Source organism: Exiguobacterium sp. 8H, from assembly GCF_902506255.1.
Taxonomy (GTDB): domain Bacteria; phylum Bacillota; class Bacilli; order Exiguobacteriales; family Exiguobacteriaceae; genus Exiguobacterium; species Exiguobacterium profundum.
On sequence record NZ_LR733429.1, the window covers coordinates 63,210 to 79,863 of the forward strand.

Annotated in this window: 17 protein-coding genes; 8 read left to right on the forward strand and 9 right to left on the reverse strand. The window is 49.0% G+C overall.

The window, feature by feature from the left end:
- Positions 1-31 precede the first annotated feature (31 nt).
- The 3 genes from GVY43_RS00285 to GVY43_RS00295 form a co-directional block, all read right to left on the reverse strand.
- Positions 32-1,153 carry a TlpA disulfide reductase family protein gene (locus tag GVY43_RS00285; protein ID WP_159561911.1) on the reverse strand — a complete coding sequence of 374 codons (1,122 nt, stop codon included), beginning with the start codon at positions 1,151-1,153 and terminating at the stop codon, positions 32-34.
- A gap of 66 nt (positions 1,154-1,219) precedes the next feature.
- Entirely contained in the window at positions 1,220-2,620 is a 1,401-nt protein-coding gene (locus GVY43_RS00290) for a rhodanese-like domain-containing protein (RefSeq protein WP_159561912.1), read from the reverse strand.
- Between the two features lie 31 nt (positions 2,621-2,651).
- A complete protein-coding gene (locus GVY43_RS00295) occupies positions 2,652-2,948 on the reverse strand; it encodes a rhodanese-like domain-containing protein (protein WP_015881009.1) in 297 nt (98 codons plus the stop codon).
- Between the two features lie 115 nt (positions 2,949-3,063).
- Between GVY43_RS00295 and GVY43_RS00300 the strand changes: the two genes are divergently transcribed.
- The gene (locus GVY43_RS00300; protein ID WP_159561913.1) at positions 3,064-3,438 is read left to right on the forward strand and encodes a rhodanese-like domain-containing protein; all 375 of its coding nucleotides are present in this window, start codon (positions 3,064-3,066) and stop codon (positions 3,436-3,438) included.
- A 33-nt stretch (positions 3,439-3,471) separates the two neighbouring features.
- A complete protein-coding gene (locus GVY43_RS00305) occupies positions 3,472-4,251 on the forward strand; it encodes a sulfite exporter TauE/SafE family protein (protein WP_159561914.1) in 780 nt (259 codons plus the stop codon).
- A gap of 42 nt (positions 4,252-4,293) precedes the next feature.
- Here GVY43_RS00305 and GVY43_RS00310 read toward each other — a convergent pair whose 3' ends face one another.
- The 5 genes from GVY43_RS00310 to GVY43_RS00330 form a co-directional block, all read right to left on the reverse strand.
- Complete coding sequence (locus GVY43_RS00310; protein WP_159561915.1) at positions 4,294-4,494, reverse strand: hypothetical protein; 201 nt, start codon at positions 4,492-4,494, stop codon at positions 4,294-4,296.
- A 161-nt stretch (positions 4,495-4,655) separates the two neighbouring features.
- A complete protein-coding gene (gene tnpB, locus GVY43_RS00315; protein ID WP_159561916.1) occupies positions 4,656-5,747 on the reverse strand; it encodes an IS200/IS605 family element RNA-guided endonuclease TnpB in 1,092 nt (363 codons plus the stop codon).
- Positions 5,748-6,019: 272 nt separating this feature from the next.
- Positions 6,020-6,568 (reverse strand): cysteine hydrolase family protein, encoded by a 549-nt coding sequence (locus GVY43_RS00320; RefSeq protein WP_015881013.1) that lies wholly within the window; start codon positions 6,566-6,568, stop codon positions 6,020-6,022.
- 65 nt (positions 6,569-6,633) lie between these two features.
- On the reverse strand, positions 6,634-7,371 hold the full coding sequence (locus GVY43_RS00325) for an ABC transporter permease (RefSeq protein WP_031421269.1): 738 nt from the start codon (positions 7,369-7,371) through the stop codon (positions 6,634-6,636).
- Complete coding sequence (locus GVY43_RS00330) at positions 7,349-8,281, reverse strand: ABC transporter ATP-binding protein (protein WP_074037619.1); 933 nt, start codon at positions 8,279-8,281, stop codon at positions 7,349-7,351. Before GVY43_RS00330 ends, GVY43_RS00325 begins: the two co-directional genes overlap by 23 nt.
- Before the next feature lie 337 nt (positions 8,282-8,618).
- Between GVY43_RS00330 and GVY43_RS00335 the strand changes: the two genes are divergently transcribed.
- The 3 genes from GVY43_RS00335 (at position 8,619) to GVY43_RS00345 (ending at position 13,225) form a co-directional block, all read left to right on the forward strand.
- Positions 8,619-11,474: a 2-oxoglutarate dehydrogenase E1 component gene (locus GVY43_RS00335; protein ID WP_159561917.1), complete on the forward strand. Its 2,856-nt coding sequence runs from the start codon at positions 8,619-8,621 to the stop codon at positions 11,472-11,474.
- Between the two features lie 18 nt (positions 11,475-11,492).
- The gene (gene odhB, locus GVY43_RS00340) at positions 11,493-12,767 is read left to right on the forward strand and encodes a 2-oxoglutarate dehydrogenase complex dihydrolipoyllysine-residue succinyltransferase (protein WP_159561918.1); all 1,275 of its coding nucleotides are present in this window, start codon (positions 11,493-11,495) and stop codon (positions 12,765-12,767) included.
- 137 nt (positions 12,768-12,904) lie between these two features.
- Positions 12,905-13,225 (forward strand): DUF6241 domain-containing protein, encoded by a 321-nt coding sequence (locus GVY43_RS00345; RefSeq protein ID WP_159561919.1) that lies wholly within the window; start codon positions 12,905-12,907, stop codon positions 13,223-13,225.
- 26 nt (positions 13,226-13,251) lie between these two features.
- Here the strand turns inward: GVY43_RS00345 and GVY43_RS00350 are convergent, their stop codons facing one another.
- Positions 13,252-14,844, reverse strand: coding sequence for a diguanylate cyclase domain-containing protein (locus tag GVY43_RS00350; RefSeq protein ID WP_159561920.1), 1,593 nt, complete (start codon positions 14,842-14,844; stop codon positions 13,252-13,254).
- A 123-nt stretch (positions 14,845-14,967) separates the two neighbouring features.
- Here GVY43_RS00350 and GVY43_RS00355 point away from each other — a divergent pair, with 123 nt between their 5' ends.
- Genes GVY43_RS00355 through GVY43_RS00365 form a run of 3 tightly spaced genes read left to right on the forward strand, consistent with a single transcriptional unit; the run spans position 14,968 to position 16,631 of the window.
- A complete protein-coding gene (locus tag GVY43_RS00355; RefSeq protein ID WP_074037614.1) occupies positions 14,968-15,624 on the forward strand; it encodes a DsbA family protein in 657 nt (218 codons plus the stop codon).
- Between the two features lies 1 nt (position 15,625).
- On the forward strand, positions 15,626-16,039 hold the full coding sequence (locus GVY43_RS00360) for a disulfide oxidoreductase (protein ID WP_159561921.1): 414 nt from the start codon (positions 15,626-15,628) through the stop codon (positions 16,037-16,039).
- Between the two features lie 28 nt (positions 16,040-16,067).
- Positions 16,068-16,631: an SCO family protein gene (locus GVY43_RS00365; RefSeq protein WP_159563620.1), complete on the forward strand. Its 564-nt coding sequence runs from the start codon at positions 16,068-16,070 to the stop codon at positions 16,629-16,631.
- Positions 16,632-16,654 lie beyond the last annotated feature (23 nt).

Sequence of the window (16,654 nt, forward strand, 5' to 3'; positions counted from 1 at the left end):
CGACAACTCTTTGTCGGCGGTTTTGTCATGTTCAATTCAATTGGGCGTCGAGCCAATTCTTGTCGATGGCACCAAATTGCTTCGCGATGATCACACCCGATTCATCGAGCACATACGTCGTCGGCATCGCTTGAATCCGATACGCATCTCCGACTTGGCCGTCACGGTCATAGACGACGGTAAATGCGTCTTCATACGGTTCGACGAACGAGACGGCATCGGCGGGGTCGCGTTCACTCGTCGTCGTGTTGACGGCGACGATGGTCACGTCATCTCGCTCTTTCGCGAACGCCGCCATATCCGGCATCTCCGCCCGACAAGGCGGGCACCAGGACGCCCAAAAGTTGACGACGACGCGCTGACCACGTAGTGAAGTTAAGTCGAATGTACTCCCATCGGTTCGCTGTAATTCGAACGAAGGGGGAATTTGCCCGATGTTCAAACCGGTTGACGCCGTCTCTGTCGTGACAGATTGTGTCGCTTTCTCTGGCAGGACAGCATTCACGACCGCGAGAACGACCAGGACTCCGACACTAATTTGAATCACTTTCTTTGAAGGGCGGGCGAGATAGACCGTCAATCCGAAGAGGACGAGGGCGATGACAATCATCCACCATTGAATCTGTCCGACCGCATATGACTTAAATAGCCAGATGCCGGATGCACCGCATACTGTCCAAAGAATGTTTCCACGAGTCGGTTCATGCATCCAGCGCCACGTCGTTCCGAGTAGCAGAAAAATGAGCATGGCGCTCCATAGATGAATCGGCTGGTCGGAAAGGTTCAAAATCGTCCCGTATACTGGAACCGCGAGTGTCATCCCGAACCAAATGAGGAGTCCGCTCAGCACCCAATACCCTAAAAGGTTCCGGTCGAGTCGATAGACGAACCAAAGGACGACAGCAGCTGCAATCCATTGAGACCATACGCCTCCTGTGGCATAAAGAGCGAGCGATAGGTCACGTGTCGTCAACAGACCGATGACGATGGCACTTCCTTTCCAGGCAAGAAAACCATAGAACCATGTCCCGATGACGGCTTCACGCTGTTTACTCGACAACCCGAGAAAGCGGAAGATGCCGTAAAGGACGGCAAGGCTTAGTAAAAAGATGAGTAAATCGAAACGAATGTTGAGTGGACCGATGGCGACCACGTCTTTCCCTCCTAAACAAAAGGCGCCCCTCTCAAAGCGGGCGCCATATTCATAGTCAGTATAGCATTACTTGATTTGTTGAGCGTTCAAGACAGTCTTCATCGCGCCGTAGCCACCGAGGATATTGTGGATATCTTTGTAGCCGAGCGATTGAAGGATACTTGCTGCCATGCGTGAACGGACGCCTGACGCACAATGCACCGCAATCGTTTGGTCTGTCGGAAGACCTTCGTGGTCACGTGCGAGCTTACCGAGCAAGATACGTTCTGCCTTTTCGTAATGGCTCGCGTTCCATTCTGTCGCGTTTCGAACGTCGAGGACGAACACGTCACCTTTTTCAGCAGCTTCAATCGCTTCTTCTGCCGTCACGTCCGTATACGTTTCCGTCAAAAGTGATGCATCGAGTTCTTCGGCTGGGACGATGAAGCGAAGACGGTCGAGACCGATTGATTGGAGGTCCGTTTGTACTTGATCGACGTTTTCTGCACTTGCGATAATCGTGATGTCTTTGTCGAAGTTGACGAGCCAGCCTGCCCAAGAAACGAACTTGTTGTTATACGGGATGTTGATTGTCCCTGGTACGTGACCATTTGCGAAATCTTCACCTTTACGTGTATCGACGACTTGCGTTTCTTCGACGAGTGTATCGAGCCGGTCCGACTCGACGACTTCAGGACGAGCGATGTCCGTTGTCTCTTGAATGCCTTCTTTGTTTACTTTCTTCATCATGGCGAAGTAGTTCGGCGGTTCTGGTTGATCCGTCGTCAATTCTTTGATGAAGGCATCTTTGTCCGTCATTTGAAGCGCCCAGTTCGTCGCTTTCTCGTAACCGACCGTCGATGTTGGGATCGCACCGAGTGCTTTCCCGCAAGCACTACCTGCGCCGTGTCCTGGCCAGACTTGAACGAAGTCAGGAAGTGCCATGAATTTTTTGAGTGAATCAAACATTTGTTCCGCACCGATTGCCGTCGTTCCTTTCACACCGGCTGCTTCTTCGAGAAGGTCAGGTCGACCGATATCTCCGACGAAGACGAAGTCTCCTGTGAAGATCCCCATCGGTTGTGTCTGGTTGCGGTCATAAAGAAGGAACGAAATATGTTCCGGTGTGTGACCAGGTGTGTGCATGACTTCGAGTGTCACGTTTCCGATCTTGAACGTGTCGCCTTCTTTGACGAGTTGTGCGTCGATTTCTTTCGCGAATGCATACTTCCAAGAAGCATCACCTTCGTCTGATAGATAGGCTTTCGAACCTGTGCGCTTCGCGAGTTCGAGTGAACCGGACACAAAGTCCGCATGGATATGCGTCTCTGCCGTTGCGACGATGTTCATGCCTTCTTTTTTCGCTTCTTGAAGATAAGGCTCGATGTTACGGGCCGGATCGATGAAGATCGCTTCTCCCGTCATTTGGCAACCGACCATATATGAAGCTTGTGCTAGTTTCTCATCATAAAAATAACGTAATAGCATATAAATTTCCCCCTATGAGTAAAGTAATCGTTTATTCGACTTCGCCTTGCCAGCTCATCATCCCACCGTCGACGTTCGTGACGTCGAATCCGAGTGAGTCAAGATAAGCAGATGCGTTCATGCTGCGTCCACCGGCTGCGCAAATGACGTGAATCGGTTTAGAGCGATCGAGCTCATCGACTTTTGCCCCGAATTCAGAAAGTGGTACGTTTTTCGCTTGTTTGATGTGACCTCCAGCATATTCATCCACCTCTCGTACATCGATGAGGTTGAGTGAGTCGTCAGCTTGAAGTAACGCTTCTAATTCAGTAGTCGTAATCGTCTTCATGAGTCTTTGATCTCCTTTTCATGGTTAAGGTTTTTGGCAACGAGAATGTTTCGTTGGCTTTAATATACCCCCTAAGGTATAATGAGCGCAAGTGAAAAGAATTGGAGGGGAAAATATGAAGAGGATTTCCTTATTTGTCGGAACTTTGGCTGTTATCGCAATTTTTATCTTTGTAATCACATCAGGAAAGGATGAAATTACGAAAGTTGACGTCGAAACTCTACAAAACAAATTGGAAAACAAGGAAATAACGCTTCTTGATGTACGCGAAGTATCGGAATACGATGGGGGGCATATTGAAGGGTCGGTGAATGCACCACTTTCTTCATTAGATGCAAACCATCTGCCGTATCCGAAAGACGAACCAATCTATGTGATCTGTCGGAGCGGTAACCGAAGTGCCCAGGCGGCTAGTCAATTACAGGATGCCGGCTATACGGAAATCTATGACGTATCAGGCGGGATGATGGCTTGGGAATCGATTGAATAAGTAGAGAAGACGAAAACAAATGGAGGAGTCAATATGGAGTTCGGGTTTATCATTACAATCTTTCTAATTGGATTTATCGGGTCGTTCATTTCAGGGATGGTCGGAATTGGCGGGTCGATTATCAAATATCCGATGTTGTTGTACATCCCACCGCTTTTAGGATTTGCTGCTTTTAGCGCACATGAGGTTTCAGGAATTAGCGCCATTCAAGTGTTCTTTGCAACAATCGGTGGGATTTATGCCTATCGTAAAGGTGGATATTTAAACAAACAGTTAATCCTCTATATGGGTGTGTCGGTCTTAATCGGAAGCTTCATTGGAGGGTACGGGTCGACGATTTTATCGGAGACGATGATCAATGTCGTATATGCCGTACTCGCAACGATTGCGACAATCATGATGTTCTTGCCGAAGCCGCAAGTAGACGACATGCCACTTGATCAAGTGCAGTTCAACAAAGTGATTGCGGCAAGTTCAGCATTCGTCGTGGGAATTGCGGCAGGAATCGTCGGGGCAGCGGGAGCCTTCATTCTCATGCCGATCATGCTTGTCGTCTTACGCATCCCGACGAAGATGGCGATTGCGAGTTCCCTCGCCATCACCTTCATCTCGTCGATTGGCTCGACGTTCGGTAAAATCATCACCGATCAAATTGTCTGGGGTCCGGCCATCATTATGATTATCGCGAGCCTGATTGCCGCTCCAATCGGGGCGAATGTCGGGAAGAATATGAATACGAAAGCACTCCAATGGATTTTAGCGCTACTCATCTTAGCGAGTACCATCAAAATTTGGAGCGACTTAATCGCATGAAAAAATCACGACGCCTATTTTCTGGCGTCGTGATTTTTTACGTTACTTCGTAATGAAATAGTAGAGAAGTCCGAGCCCGATAAACGAGACAGGGAGCAAGATGATGTAGAGCCAAGAAACCATCGACCAGCTCTTCTTTTGGTTGTACGTGGAGCGGTCTTTCCCGAGCCCGACCATAATAGTGAAAATCATTGCAATTAAACAGACGAGCAAGGCTAATCCGATTGTTAGGTACAAAAACATCACACCCTTTACTGACCGTTATAACTTAAGAATAGCGTGAACTACTCGCCACTTATTTGCTTCGCAAATTGAAGGGGGAGCTTCTTGGGAAGATCGTACTTTTATTAGCCACGATTATTTACCAAGCTCGTCGGGGGGTTCCCACCCTGAAGGAATTCGTTTTAGTTTGCCAACATCAACAGATTGATGCTCGCGTTGATGTCTCGATCATGATGAACACCGCAATGAGTACACGTCCATTCACGAACATCCATCGTCTTCTTCTCGCCTTTGACGCCACAAGAAGAACAGATCTGCGTCGATGCGAACCAGGGGTCTGCCTTGATGAGCGTCCGTCCGTAGAACTTGCATTTGTATTCCAACTGTCGGACGAACTCGTACCAACTGACATCCCCGATGGACTTCGCTACCTTGTGATTCTTCATCATGTCCTTCGACTTCAATGTCTCCACGACGATGACTTGGTTCTCGTCAACGATCCGTCTCGACAGCTTGTGAAGGAAGTCCTTGCGTTGGTTCGCGATCTTTTCGTGTTTCTTGGCCAAAAGTAACTTGGCTTTTTCACGATTCTTACTCCCGATCTTCTTGCGTGACAAAGCGCGCTGCGCCTTCTTGACCTTCGCTTCGGACTTCCGGATGAGTCGGGGGTTGTCAATCTTCTCCGAGACCATCGCGTCGTTCGTCATGACGGCGAAGTGTTTTAGGCCGAGATCGATTCCGACCTTGTTCTCGGCTGGGATCCACTTTTCCTCATCTTGATTGACGAGGATGGAGATGAAGAACTTGCCCGTCCTCGTCATCGAGACCGTCGCCGACTTAATGATTCCCTCGAACGGGCGATGTTGTTCGAACTTCACGAAGCCGATTTTAGGCAGTCTCACCTTGCCGTTCTCGATGCGGATCGTGCCGTGCTGGTTGTTCGTCGTGTAGGAGGCGCGCGACCGCCGTCTCGATTTGAACAACGGGAAGCCGCCCGTCCCGGCGAAGAACTTCGCGAACGCGGTGTCGAGGTTCAGCTTCGCGTTCGCGAGCGCGAGGCTGTCCGCCTCGGCGAGGAACGGGAACAGGCGCTTGTAAGAGGCGGGTGTCGCCGGTTTCCGTCTCGTCCCGTCCCCCGCTTTCGCCTCCTCGCGGATGGCGATGCGGTCCTCGAGCAGCTTGTTGTAGATGAACCGTGCGCAGCCGATCGTCTTGATGAGGAACTCTTCCTGTGCCGGCGTCGGGTGAAGCCTATATTTATAGCCTTTCAGCATGTCCGTCCCTCCTCCCTTCCGAAGATCGTGATGTGTCCTCCTCATCCGATACCCGTGGAGGGGGAGGGAGAATATGACATAATCACGAACTTTCGTTCGTAATTATGTCATAGGGAGAGAAGACTTTTGGACCGGGCGATTCATCTCCCACCTACGCTGGGCTACGCCCCGAGAAGCTTAGAGGAGGGAGAATTCTCGCCTGATTTAGTTAAAAGAAGAGCTTGAAAACGTTCTAAATGTTGGGATTTTGTGACCACGCTGATTACTATAAATCACTTTTGAATGTGACTCATATATTCAGACACAGGAGATATTTCAATTCCCAGTGCTTCATCGATAATCGTCAAGGCACTTTCGTGACGTTTGGATGTTTCTGCCGCCACACAATCACGAGGTACATATATATCATAGTCACGCATATATGCATCATTGGCAGAAAAGAGGATACAAATATCCGTCGCGACTCCGGTTAAAATCAATTTCGTCACGTTTAACTGACGAAGTAAAATATCTAACTGAGTTCCAAAGAAAGTGGAGTGCCTTGGCTTTATAATAAAATACTCTTCATCTTCCGGTTCGATTTGCGAGGCAATATGTTCACCCTTAGAAGCTTTTACATACTCAATGATGTCTTCCGTGCTATCTTTCCATTGTCCGAAGTTATCATTACAATAAATGACGGGCAAGTCCAACTCTTTAAAATGCTTTTTAAGCTCGAGAATCGGTTCAACAATCGCTTCCGTATGTTTACGTAGCATGTCGCCACCTTCAAAATCAAAATCATTGAACAAATCAATAATGAGTAATGCCGTCTTAGACATAGAAATACCTCCTTACTATAAAACTCCTATAGCAAAGAGGTACCACTTTTTCATTTGAAGTATGCTTATTCCGCGAACGTTTTACTGCGGAACATAAATGCCGTGATGAGATAGAAGGCGATGATATGAAGGGCGACATAGAAAATCGAGAAGCCCATCGTAGCGTCCATCGCTTTCATAAACTCTGGGTTGACGTCATAGATTGAAAGGTCTGTATGCAAGAAGACAATCCATTTCGCAAGCTCAGGTTTCCAAGCAACGAGAAGACCGCCGATGATACTTGAGGCGAAGTTTGCGAGTACCGTGAAACCGATGACGACGCCGACCGACTTGAAGACGACCGAGAACATGAGCGTCAAGAAGATGATGAAGATCGGTCCGCTCACACTGATGAGGATCGGACGGACGACATCCCATGTGACAGAGCCATCTAACGTGAGTGAGAACCCGAACGCGACGACTAAGATGAAAATGAATTGAAGCAACATGACGAGGACGGCCATGACGAGCTTCGACAATAAGATGCGGTCGCGAGAGTACGGGCTCATCAACAGGTGTTTCAACGTATCAAATTTCAATTCGTTCCCGACCATCTCTGCCGTAAAGACAATCGTAAAGATACTCAAGAAAGCGATGGCACCCATCGTTGAAAATTCAAAGAACGATGCCGCTTCTGGTGTCCCTTCACCACTGGCCAATACAGCGTATACGATGAGGATGATTGCCGTATACACGCCTAGGGCGACGTATGGTTTAATCGTACGACGCCATTTCATCCATTCATTGCTGAGTAATGAACGCATTGTTCGTACCTCCTTCTTTTTTCGTCAATTTCAAGAATTGTTCTTCGAGCGACTCGTGTTTCATACCAATCTGATAGACGGCGATATCGCGCTCGATTAATTGTTTCAGTAAGACCGGAATGTCTGTCTCTTGACGCGGTACGATAAACGACTCGGCAGACTGCTGGACGATTTTCACATCATCGAAGGCGAGTGCTGCGACGTCAAGTGCCTCGTTCATCTGCTCCTTGGCAACTTTACAGAGGATGACGCTGTCAGCCTTCGTCTGTCCGTCTTCCACTGACTTGATTTGTCCTTGGTCAATGATTGCGAAACGGTCGGTGATCAATTCCATCTCGCTCAATAAATGGCTCGAGATAAGGATGGCGATTCCGCGGTGGTCCGCAAGGTGGCGTAAGTAATTCCGAAGGTCGGCGATCCCAGCTGGGTCAAGACCGTTCGTCGGCTCATCTAAGATGAGCACTTTTGGGTTATGCAACAAGGCACGGGCAATCCCGAGGCGCTGTTTCATCCCGAGTGAGTACTGTTTGACTTTCATATCGAGCTTTCCGTCGAGTCCGACGAGGGCACCGAGTGCATTCAAGTCGACTTTTTTCAAGTTCGGAATCAAGTTCATCGCATGAATCAAGTTTTCCCGGCCCGTCATGTACGGATAGAATGCAGGATTCTCGACGATGGCCCCGATTCGGCTGAGCGCTTCTTGGCGGTTGTTCGCCACGTCATACCCATCGACTGTCACGGTCCCGTGCGTCGCAGGCATGAGGCCTGTGATGATTCGAATAGTTGTCGTCTTCCCGGCGCCGTTCGGTCCGAGGAATCCGAAAATTTCTCCTGGAACGACGTCAAAGCTGACATTTGTCAATACCGTTGCTTTTCCCATCTTTTTATGGACATTTTGTACGGATAACATGTGGTCACCTAGCTTTCTGTTAAGAGTAATAGTGTAATGCCTACACTCCCTATTACGGGGCTGTTTGAAATAAGGTTTCATCTTTTTTTGAAATTGTTGAAACAAATACATCAAGACACAATTTATCGATAAGCAAAACTTATTGAAATAGTATGGACGAATTGTGAATTTGTAAGGGTCTTTCTGCGACGAAAGGTGTAGTATGAAGTTGAGCGTAAGAGGCAAGATTTGGTTTTGTTCACCAGGGTAGGAGAAAGGTGAACTGCTTCGGGCTACATGTTAAAATGAAAGCGTTCACAGATTGGACGTTTAGGAATGGATAAGGGGGATTTATTCAATGGGAGAGTCGTCGAATGTTCACGAGAAATCGCAAGCATTTTATGGTCCTAACTTAGGCTACATCATTGAACTGTACGAACAATATTTGGAAGACCCATCATCGGTCGATGAAGAAACGCGTCGATATTTTGACGAATTTGGGGCACCGGAAACGTCGTCACCGACAGAAGTGCCGGTCTCGGGTCCATCGTTTGATTTAGAGAAGGTCGTCTCGGCGACACGGCTCATCAACGACATCCGTGCTTTCGGTCATAAAGCAGCTGATATTTATCCACTAAAAGATCACCCGCGCGAGCAGGAGTTATTCGAACTGTCACGCTATGATTTGACAGAAGAAGACTTAAAACAAATTCCAGCCCGCCTATTATCAGACGATGCACCAAAACCAAACGCGAGCGCCTTGGAACTATTCCGTCACTTGCTTGACGTTTATACAGGAACGGTCGCCATCGAACTCCGTCACTTAGATGACATGGAAGAGAAGAAGTGGATTCGCCGTCAAGTCGAGCAAGGGGCGTTACAGCAAACCTTCTCGAAAGAAGAAAAAATTGAGTTATTCAAACGTTTGGCTGAAACAGAACTGTTTGAATCATTCCTTCATAAAACATACGTCGGACAAAAACGCTTCTCGATCGAAGGATTGGATGCGATGGTGCCACTTCTCGATGCGATGGTCGGAGGCCTCATTTCGAGCGGTTCGGAACATATCAACATCGGGATGGCCCACCGTGGACGTTTGAACGTACTTGCCCATGTTCTCGGCAAACCATACGAAATGATTTTTGCGGAGTTCCAGCACGCACCGAACAAAGAATTGATTCCATCTGAAGGGTCAATCGGCATCAACTTCGGTTGGTCAGGTGATGTGAAATATCACCTCGGTCTTGACCGGAAAGTGGTCGAACAGCAAAAAGAAGTCCGTCTCAACTTGGCGAACAACCCGAGTCACCTCGAGTTCGTCGGGTCGGTCGTCGAAGGATACACGCGTGCCGCACAAGATGACCGTTCTGAAAAAGGATCGGCTGTACAGCACGACGATTTGGCAGCCTCAATCTTGATCCACGGAGACGCGGCCTTCCCAGGACAAGGTATCGTCGCGGAGACACTCAACATGACGAACTTGACGGGTTACCGTACAGGTGGGACGGTTCACGTCATCGCCAACAACACAATCGGTTTCACAACGGACCCGAACGATTCACGGTCGACGCGTTACGCAAGTGATATCGCCAAAGGCTACGAGATTCCGGTCTTCCATGTGAATGCGGATGATCCGGAGGCATGTGTTGCCGTCGCGAAGTTGATCAGTGAGTATCGTGCCAAGTTCCATAAAGATATCTTGGTCGACTTGATCGGGTACCGTCGTTACGGTCACAATGAAATGGACGAACCGATGAACACGAACCCGGTCCTTTACAAAGCCATCAAAGGACACCAGTCTGTCCGTCACGTCTATGCCGCACGACTTGAGGAAGAAGGCATCATGACGAAAGATGAGAAAGCGCAAATTGAACAAAAAATCGAACAGGCCTTGAAGGCAGCACGTGATCTCGTTCCTTCTGAAGAAGAAGATGCAGATATCGTATTACCGGATGCGGTCCATAAAGGATTCCCGAAAGTCGACACGAGCGTCGAACGGGAATTCCTCACGCAATTGAACGAAGAGTTACTGAACTGGCCGGAAGGCTTTGGTGTCTTCCATAAGCTTCAAAAAGTGCTCGACCGTCGCCGTGACGCGTTCAGCGAAGGTGGGAAAATTGACTGGGGTCATGCGGAAACGCTCGCCTTCGCGTCGATTCTTTCAGATGGTACGCCGGTCCGCTTGAGCGGTCAAGATTCAGAGCGTGGAACGTTTGCCCAACGGAACATCATGTTGAACGATGTCGAATCAGGTAAAAAATTCTCGCCACTCCATGAGTTGTCGACGGCGAAAGCATCATTCTCGGTCTATAACAGCCCGCTCTCAGAAGGTTCGGTGCTAGGATTTGAATATGGCTATAACGTATTCGCACAAGATACACTCGTCCTATGGGAAGCACAATACGGTGACTTCGCGAACTCGGCGCAAGTCATGTTCGACCAGTTCATCTCGGCGGGACGCGCGAAGTGGGGTCAAAAATCAGGCCTCGTCATGCTCTTGCCGCACGGTTACGAAGGACAAGGGCCGGAGCACTCAAGTGCACGTATGGAACGCTACTTGACACTTGCCGGGGAGAAAAACTGGACAGTCGCAAACCTTTCGTCTGCGGCACAATACTTCCATATTCTCCGTCGTCAAGCAGAGATGCTCGGGAAAGAAGAGATTCGTCCGATGATCATCATGACACCGAAGAGTCTGCTTCGTCACCCGCTCGCCACGTCACCAGTCGAGGCGTTTACGGAAGAGAGCTTTAAACCAATCGTCGAACAGCCAGGTCTCGGGGAGAACACAGAGAAAGTCGAACGTCTTGTTTTCTGCACAGGGAAAATGGCGATCGATCTCGCGGAAGCGGTCGGCAAGTCAGAAGAGTCACTCGACTTCTTGCATATCGTCCGTGTCGAAGAAATTTACCCGTTCCCGGTTCGTGAGATTCGTGATGTCATCAGTCGTTATCCGAACGCGCGTGAAATCGTCTGGGTTCAAGAAGAACCGAAAAACATGGGGGCTTGGACATATATCGAGCCTCGTTTAGAAGCGGTCACAACGAACCGACTCGATGTCCGTTATATCGGCCGTCGCCGTCGTTCGAGTCCGGCTGAAGGGAATCCGACAGCTCATAAACAAGAACAAGCACGCATCATCCGTGAAGCACTCTCTCGTGACGTCGTCTCGAGCGGTGCAGGCACGAGCACATATCAAAAAGATCGTAAATAAGTTAAGGGGGAACTCATTGTGATCGAAATCAAAGTACCGGAATTAGCAGAGTCCATTACGGAAGGAACGGTCGCGACATGGCTCAAGCAGCCAGGCGACCAAGTCGAAAAAGGGGAAGCAATCGTCGAGCTCGAGACAGATAAGGTCAATATCGAAGTCCCAGCTGACGAAGCGGGTGTGTTAGAAGAACAACTTGCCGGAGAAGGGGACACGGTTCAAGTCGGTGAAGTCATCGCACGTCTCGGTTCAGGTTCTGGTGGCGGAACGGCTGTCGCGACGAAGACGAAGACGGAAAACGCGACAGAAACGAAAACAGAAGCACCGACTGAGAAAAAGACAGAGTCTATTGAAGAAGGCAAGAAAGTCGAGAAACGTGAAGAGCACGTGGCGAGCCCGGGTAAAGGACCAATCGCGACACCTGCTGCACGCAAGCTCGCTCGAGAGAAAGGTATCGACCTTTCAGCTGTCCAAACGAACGATCCAATCGGTCGCATCAACGTCCATGACGTTTCAAAACATGAAGACAAACCAGCCGTGAAAGAGCAGAAACCAGCGGCTGCCACTCCGGCACCACAACCGGCAGCGAATGGGAAAGAAGAAGAGCGCATCAAAATGACACGTCGTCGTCAAACGATTGCGAACCGCCTCGTCGAAGTGCAACAGACGGCAGCGATGCTCACAACGTTCAACGAAATCGATATGTCGGCGGTCATGGCACTTCGTAAACGTCGCCAAGAGAAGTTCGTGAAAGACAACGATGTCAAACTCGGCTTCATGTCGTTCTTCACGAAAGCAGCAGTGGCAGCTCTCAAGCGGATGCCTTACTTGAACGCTGAAATCCAAGGCAACGAAATCGTCTTGAAGAAATATTATGATATCGGGATTGCCGTCTCGGCTCCAGATGGTCTCGTCGTTCCGGTCGTCCGTGAAGCGGACCGCAAAAACTTCGGGGAAATCGAGAAAGATATCCTTCACCTCGCGGACAAAGCGCGTAACAACAAGCTCGGGTTGAGTGATTTGACAGGTGGTACGTTCACGATCACAAACGGTGGCGTGTTCGGTTCACTCCTCTCAACACCAATCTTGAACGGACCGCAAGTCGCTATCCTTGGGATGCACTCGATTCAACTCCGTCCAGTCGCCATCGATGCGGATACAATGGAGAACCGTCCGATGATGTACGTGGCACTCTCGTATGATCACCGAATCGTAGATGGTCGTGAGGCTGTGACATTCCTCAAGCACATCAAAGACATGATTGAAGATCCAGAACAATTGTTGTTCGAAGCGTAAGAACAGGAAGTACTCGCTCCTATTTAGGGGCGAGTGCTTTTTTATGTCAGGTTTTAGAAAAAATCTTATTATAGGTTTTTTTGTTGAGTAAATATTTATGATGGAAATCAACGAGAAAAGACAATCGCGTCGATGCGATGCATCTGATCACCCATCAAAAAGTCTTGGCGACAGAAAAAGCGGGTGCCATCTCGATGACACATGAAAATCTGAAAGAGGTTCGTGACTATTTGGAGTTGTTGCGCGACAAGAATAAAATCAAAAACGATAACTATCTTCAACTCTGCGGAATCATTGAACGATGGGAACAAGCTATCTTCGATGAAATCGATAAAGAACAGGACGTATTGTTAGAGGAAATGTATGCTGTCATTGGATTCTTGAACGGACTGGCGACACGTGCAGAAGAAAGTCGTGGATACGGAAACGGAAGAATAAGCAAAAGGAGTTCATCATGAACTCCTTTTTGCATGGGGAAACGATGTCATGAGAGCGACTCATGGAAGGAAAGTTGGTGTTTCCCGTTCGCTTTTGACCGATATAACGCTTCGTCCGCTTGTTCGATAGCGATGTGCGGTGGTTCCGGTGGACTCCAAATGGACGCCCCGATACTAGCCCCGACTTTTACCGATACGATGTCTAGCGTAATCGGCTCAGAAATCATCTCGATGAGTGTGCTTCCGACCTCCCGAACCTGTTGGGTCGAGCGCTCAGTCCTTGGGAACATGAGGAAGAACTCATCTCCGCTCAATCGGACGGGGTAAACCTCCTCGATGGGGAGCGCCCGTAACCGGTGTGCGACCTCGACCAATACCTCGTCCCCGACCGCATGACCATATGTATCATTCACCGCCTTGAAGCCGTCGAGATCGAGATAAAAGAAGACGTACGGTTCTTGCGAGGTGTGTAGTTGATTCAGCTGTTCACGTAGGGCGACCCGGTTTGAAAGACCGGTCAGTGCGTCACGGTTTGCTAGTTTTTCAAAGTGTACCCGCTCCGATTCAGACTCTGTCAGGGAGGTGACGAGCGATTCGAGCGCGAACGCGAGCGACTCAATCTCTTCGATTCCTGATTGATGGGGGAACGTGTTCGCTTTCCCTTGTTCCATGAGCGAAGCCGTTTCGGTGATTCGCTTCAACGGTCTCGTCACGATCGAAGCGAGTAGCCAACCGAGTACAGCCGTCACAAGTGAGGCCAATAAACCAATCCATAGAATTCTCGTTTCAAGTGTCTCGACTGGTGCAAACGCGACTGCCGTCGGCTGACGGACGACGACCTGCCAACCAAGTCCAGGATATTCATCATATCCTTCTCCGATTGACATGCCTGTCAGATAGTCTTGACCGTCATCCCACTCTTTCACGGAGGCGCCTTCTGTAAAGGATACAGGGAGTGGTTTTCCGACCATGTCGTCTGGACCGAGGAGCACGACACTGTCTCGTTCACTGATGACGAATAAATCCGTATCATCGACTTGTTCATGAAGCGTTCGATTGAAATGTTCGAGTACTTCTTTCCCCCAGGCCCAGCTTAAATGAGTGGCAAGTACCCCTTGAAACGAGCCGTCCTGGAAAAGCGGGACACTGATATCGACGAATTGGAGCGGTTCTCCCGTCGGATTCGGCAATAATTCAGCTAAGAGAACTGCCTCGTGGACATCTCCGATAAAGGGAGCATCTTGTGCTTCAAGATAAACCGGTCGTTCCGCAATCGATGCCCCTTCGAGAATCCCGTTCGTCGAAGCGACGACGGTCCCGTCCGCATCCGTGACGCCCATCCAAGAGAAGGCGGGGATGTTTGATTGGACTTGGTCGAGGAGTCGACGTGTCTCGTCTCGGTCTTCTAAATCGAGGCCTTGTAAGAGTTGGACTTCTTGATAGCGTGACCACATATAAAAATCGAGTTTGTCCGCCAATTGATGTGATGTCGTCGAGAGGCGTTCCCCGATTTCTTTCTCGAGCGCGTCAGATGCCCGGTGACTGATGAGGGAAGTGAGTGCGATCGTCAGTAAAAAGACGAGCGTGGCAATGCTGAGCGCCAAAATGAGTCCGAGGCGCATCGTAAAAGACTTGATCATGCGTAAATAAACCTCCTAAAGCTTGAATTAAAGAGAATTATGAAAAACGAGTCGATATCATGATAGGAAGAAGAGCTTCCGCTATAATGAAAGACGAGTCGAAAATAGATAGAGGTGAAGAGAATGAAAAAGAATCAATTGTTGGTCATCTTGACCATCGTCGCGGTCGCATTAATCGCATTGGTGTTCGTCTTACTCAACCAAGATGAGTCGACGACAGCTGAGCGTGGCGATCACGTCTCGATTGAAGGACAACCGACACTCGGAAACCCGGACGCAAAAGTATCGGTCGTCGAGTTCGGAGATTACAAGTGTCCTTCGTGTAAACAGTGGGGTGAAACGATTTACCCGCAACTGAAAGCGGATTATCTCGACAAGGAAGACGTCAGCTTCAGCTATATTAACGTCTTGTTCCACGGACAAGAATCGATCTTGGCATCCCTCGCTTCCGAGTCGGTATACGAGCAAGACCCTGAGTCGTTCTGGAAGTTCCATAAGGCGCTCTACGATGCGCAACCGGAATCACAACAACACGACAATGCGTGGGTGACCGTCGAGAAGCTGAAAGAAATCGCAGGCGAGACGACATCGGTCGACTTGGCGAAGTTTGAGCAAGACCTTGGGGAAGAATCGACCGTACTTGAAAAAGTCAGTACGGATGACGGTCTTGTAAAAGAGAACGGTGTTCAATTCACCCCGTCCATCATGATCAACGGCGTGATGCTCGAAGACCCGTTCGATTACGAAAAAATCCAAGAGCTGATCGAGCAGGATTTGTAAGATGAAATCATTTCTCGAAAAGTATGGGTTATACCTCGCTTGGCTCGTCTCGTTGATGGCGATGCTCGGCAGTCTCTACTTCAGTGAGATTCGGGAGTTCGTGCCATGTGAGCTATGTTGGATTCAACGTATCTTTATGTATCCGCTGACCATCCTCTTGGGAATTGCCGTCTTCACGGACGATCGGGCGGTTCGGAAATATGTGTTACCGCTTACTATCATAGGCGGTTTCGTATCACTTTACCATTACTTGGTACAGAAAGTGCCAGGTTTTGCAGAAATTCAACCTTGTGCACAAGGAGTTCCGTGTAGCGGTCAATACATTAACTGGCTCGGGTTCATCACGATCCCGTTCCTCGCATTGACGGCTTTCACGCTCATCACAATCCTCATGTGGAACGTCAAAAAGCGATAAGGAGTTGGCACGTGTGAAGAAATGGTGGATGATTGGTTTGACGACGATGCTCATCGTCCTAGCAGGATGTGGTCAAGAGATTGAGGACCCGCTCAACTGGGAAGTCGAATCGTTCGAATATACGAATCAAGATGAAGAAATGGTCAGTCTTGACGATTTAAAAGGGAAAGTGTGGATGGCGGATTTTGTTTTCACAAGCTGTGAGACAGTCTGTCCACCGATGACATATAATATGACGAAACTGAATGAAGCGCTTGAAAAAGAAGGCGTCGAAGACGTGCAGTTCGTTTCGTTCAGCGTCGACCCGACGGTGGATACTCCGGAGAAAATGAAGGAGTTTATGAGTGGCTATGACCTTGCGAAAGCAGATTGGCAGTTCCTCTCAGGCTATTCGCAAGACGAAATTGAAACATTTGCTCAACAGAACTTTAAGGCGCTCGTTCGGAAGCCTGACGAAGGCACACAAGTCGACCACGGCACGTATTTCTATTTGGTCGACCAGGAAGGTAAGATTATGAAGGCTTATCCCGGGTTCCAAAACGTTCCGACCGAAGACATCATCAATGACATTAAAATCTTACAAAAGTCTTAACTGAAGACCTGCTCCACCAAACA

What these genes read in the sequence shown, in the direction of transcription:
- GVY43_RS00290 (WP_159561912.1), bottom strand. Translation starts at nt 2,620, where the DNA reads ATGCTATTACGTTATTTTTATGATGAGAAACTAGCACAAGCTTCATAT.
- GVY43_RS00295 (WP_015881009.1), bottom strand. Translation starts at nt 2,948, where the DNA reads ATGAAGACGATTACGACTACTGAATTAGAAGCGTTACTTCAAGCTGAC.
- GVY43_RS00300 (WP_159561913.1), top strand. Translation starts at nt 3,064, where the DNA reads ATGAAGAGGATTTCCTTATTTGTCGGAACTTTGGCTGTTATCGCAATT.
- GVY43_RS00305 (WP_159561914.1), top strand. Translation starts at nt 3,472, where the DNA reads ATGGAGTTCGGGTTTATCATTACAATCTTTCTAATTGGATTTATCGGG.
- GVY43_RS00310 (WP_159561915.1), bottom strand. Translation starts at nt 4,494, where the DNA reads ATGTTTTTGTACCTAACAATCGGATTAGCCTTGCTCGTCTGTTTAATT.
- tnpB (WP_159561916.1), bottom strand. Translation starts at nt 5,747, where the DNA reads ATGCTGAAAGGCTATAAATATAGGCTTCACCCGACGCCGGCACAGGAA.
- GVY43_RS00320 (WP_015881013.1), bottom strand. Translation starts at nt 6,568, where the DNA reads ATGTCTAAGACGGCATTACTCATTATTGATTTGTTCAATGATTTTGAT.
- GVY43_RS00325 (WP_031421269.1), bottom strand. Translation starts at nt 7,371, where the DNA reads ATGCGTTCATTACTCAGCAATGAATGGATGAAATGGCGTCGTACGATT.
- GVY43_RS00330 (WP_074037619.1), bottom strand. Translation starts at nt 8,281, where the DNA reads ATGTTATCCGTACAAAATGTCCATAAAAAGATGGGAAAAGCAACGGTA.
- GVY43_RS00335 (WP_159561917.1), top strand. Translation starts at nt 8,619, where the DNA reads ATGGGAGAGTCGTCGAATGTTCACGAGAAATCGCAAGCATTTTATGGT.
- GVY43_RS00345 (WP_159561919.1), top strand. Translation starts at nt 12,905, where the DNA reads ATGCATCTGATCACCCATCAAAAAGTCTTGGCGACAGAAAAAGCGGGT.
- GVY43_RS00350 (WP_159561920.1), bottom strand. Translation starts at nt 14,844, where the DNA reads ATGATCAAGTCTTTTACGATGCGCCTCGGACTCATTTTGGCGCTCAGC.
- GVY43_RS00355 (WP_074037614.1), top strand. Translation starts at nt 14,968, where the DNA reads ATGAAAAAGAATCAATTGTTGGTCATCTTGACCATCGTCGCGGTCGCA.
- GVY43_RS00360 (WP_159561921.1), top strand. Translation starts at nt 15,626, where the DNA reads ATGAAATCATTTCTCGAAAAGTATGGGTTATACCTCGCTTGGCTCGTC.
- GVY43_RS00365 (WP_159563620.1), top strand. Translation starts at nt 16,068, where the DNA reads ATGATTGGTTTGACGACGATGCTCATCGTCCTAGCAGGATGTGGTCAA.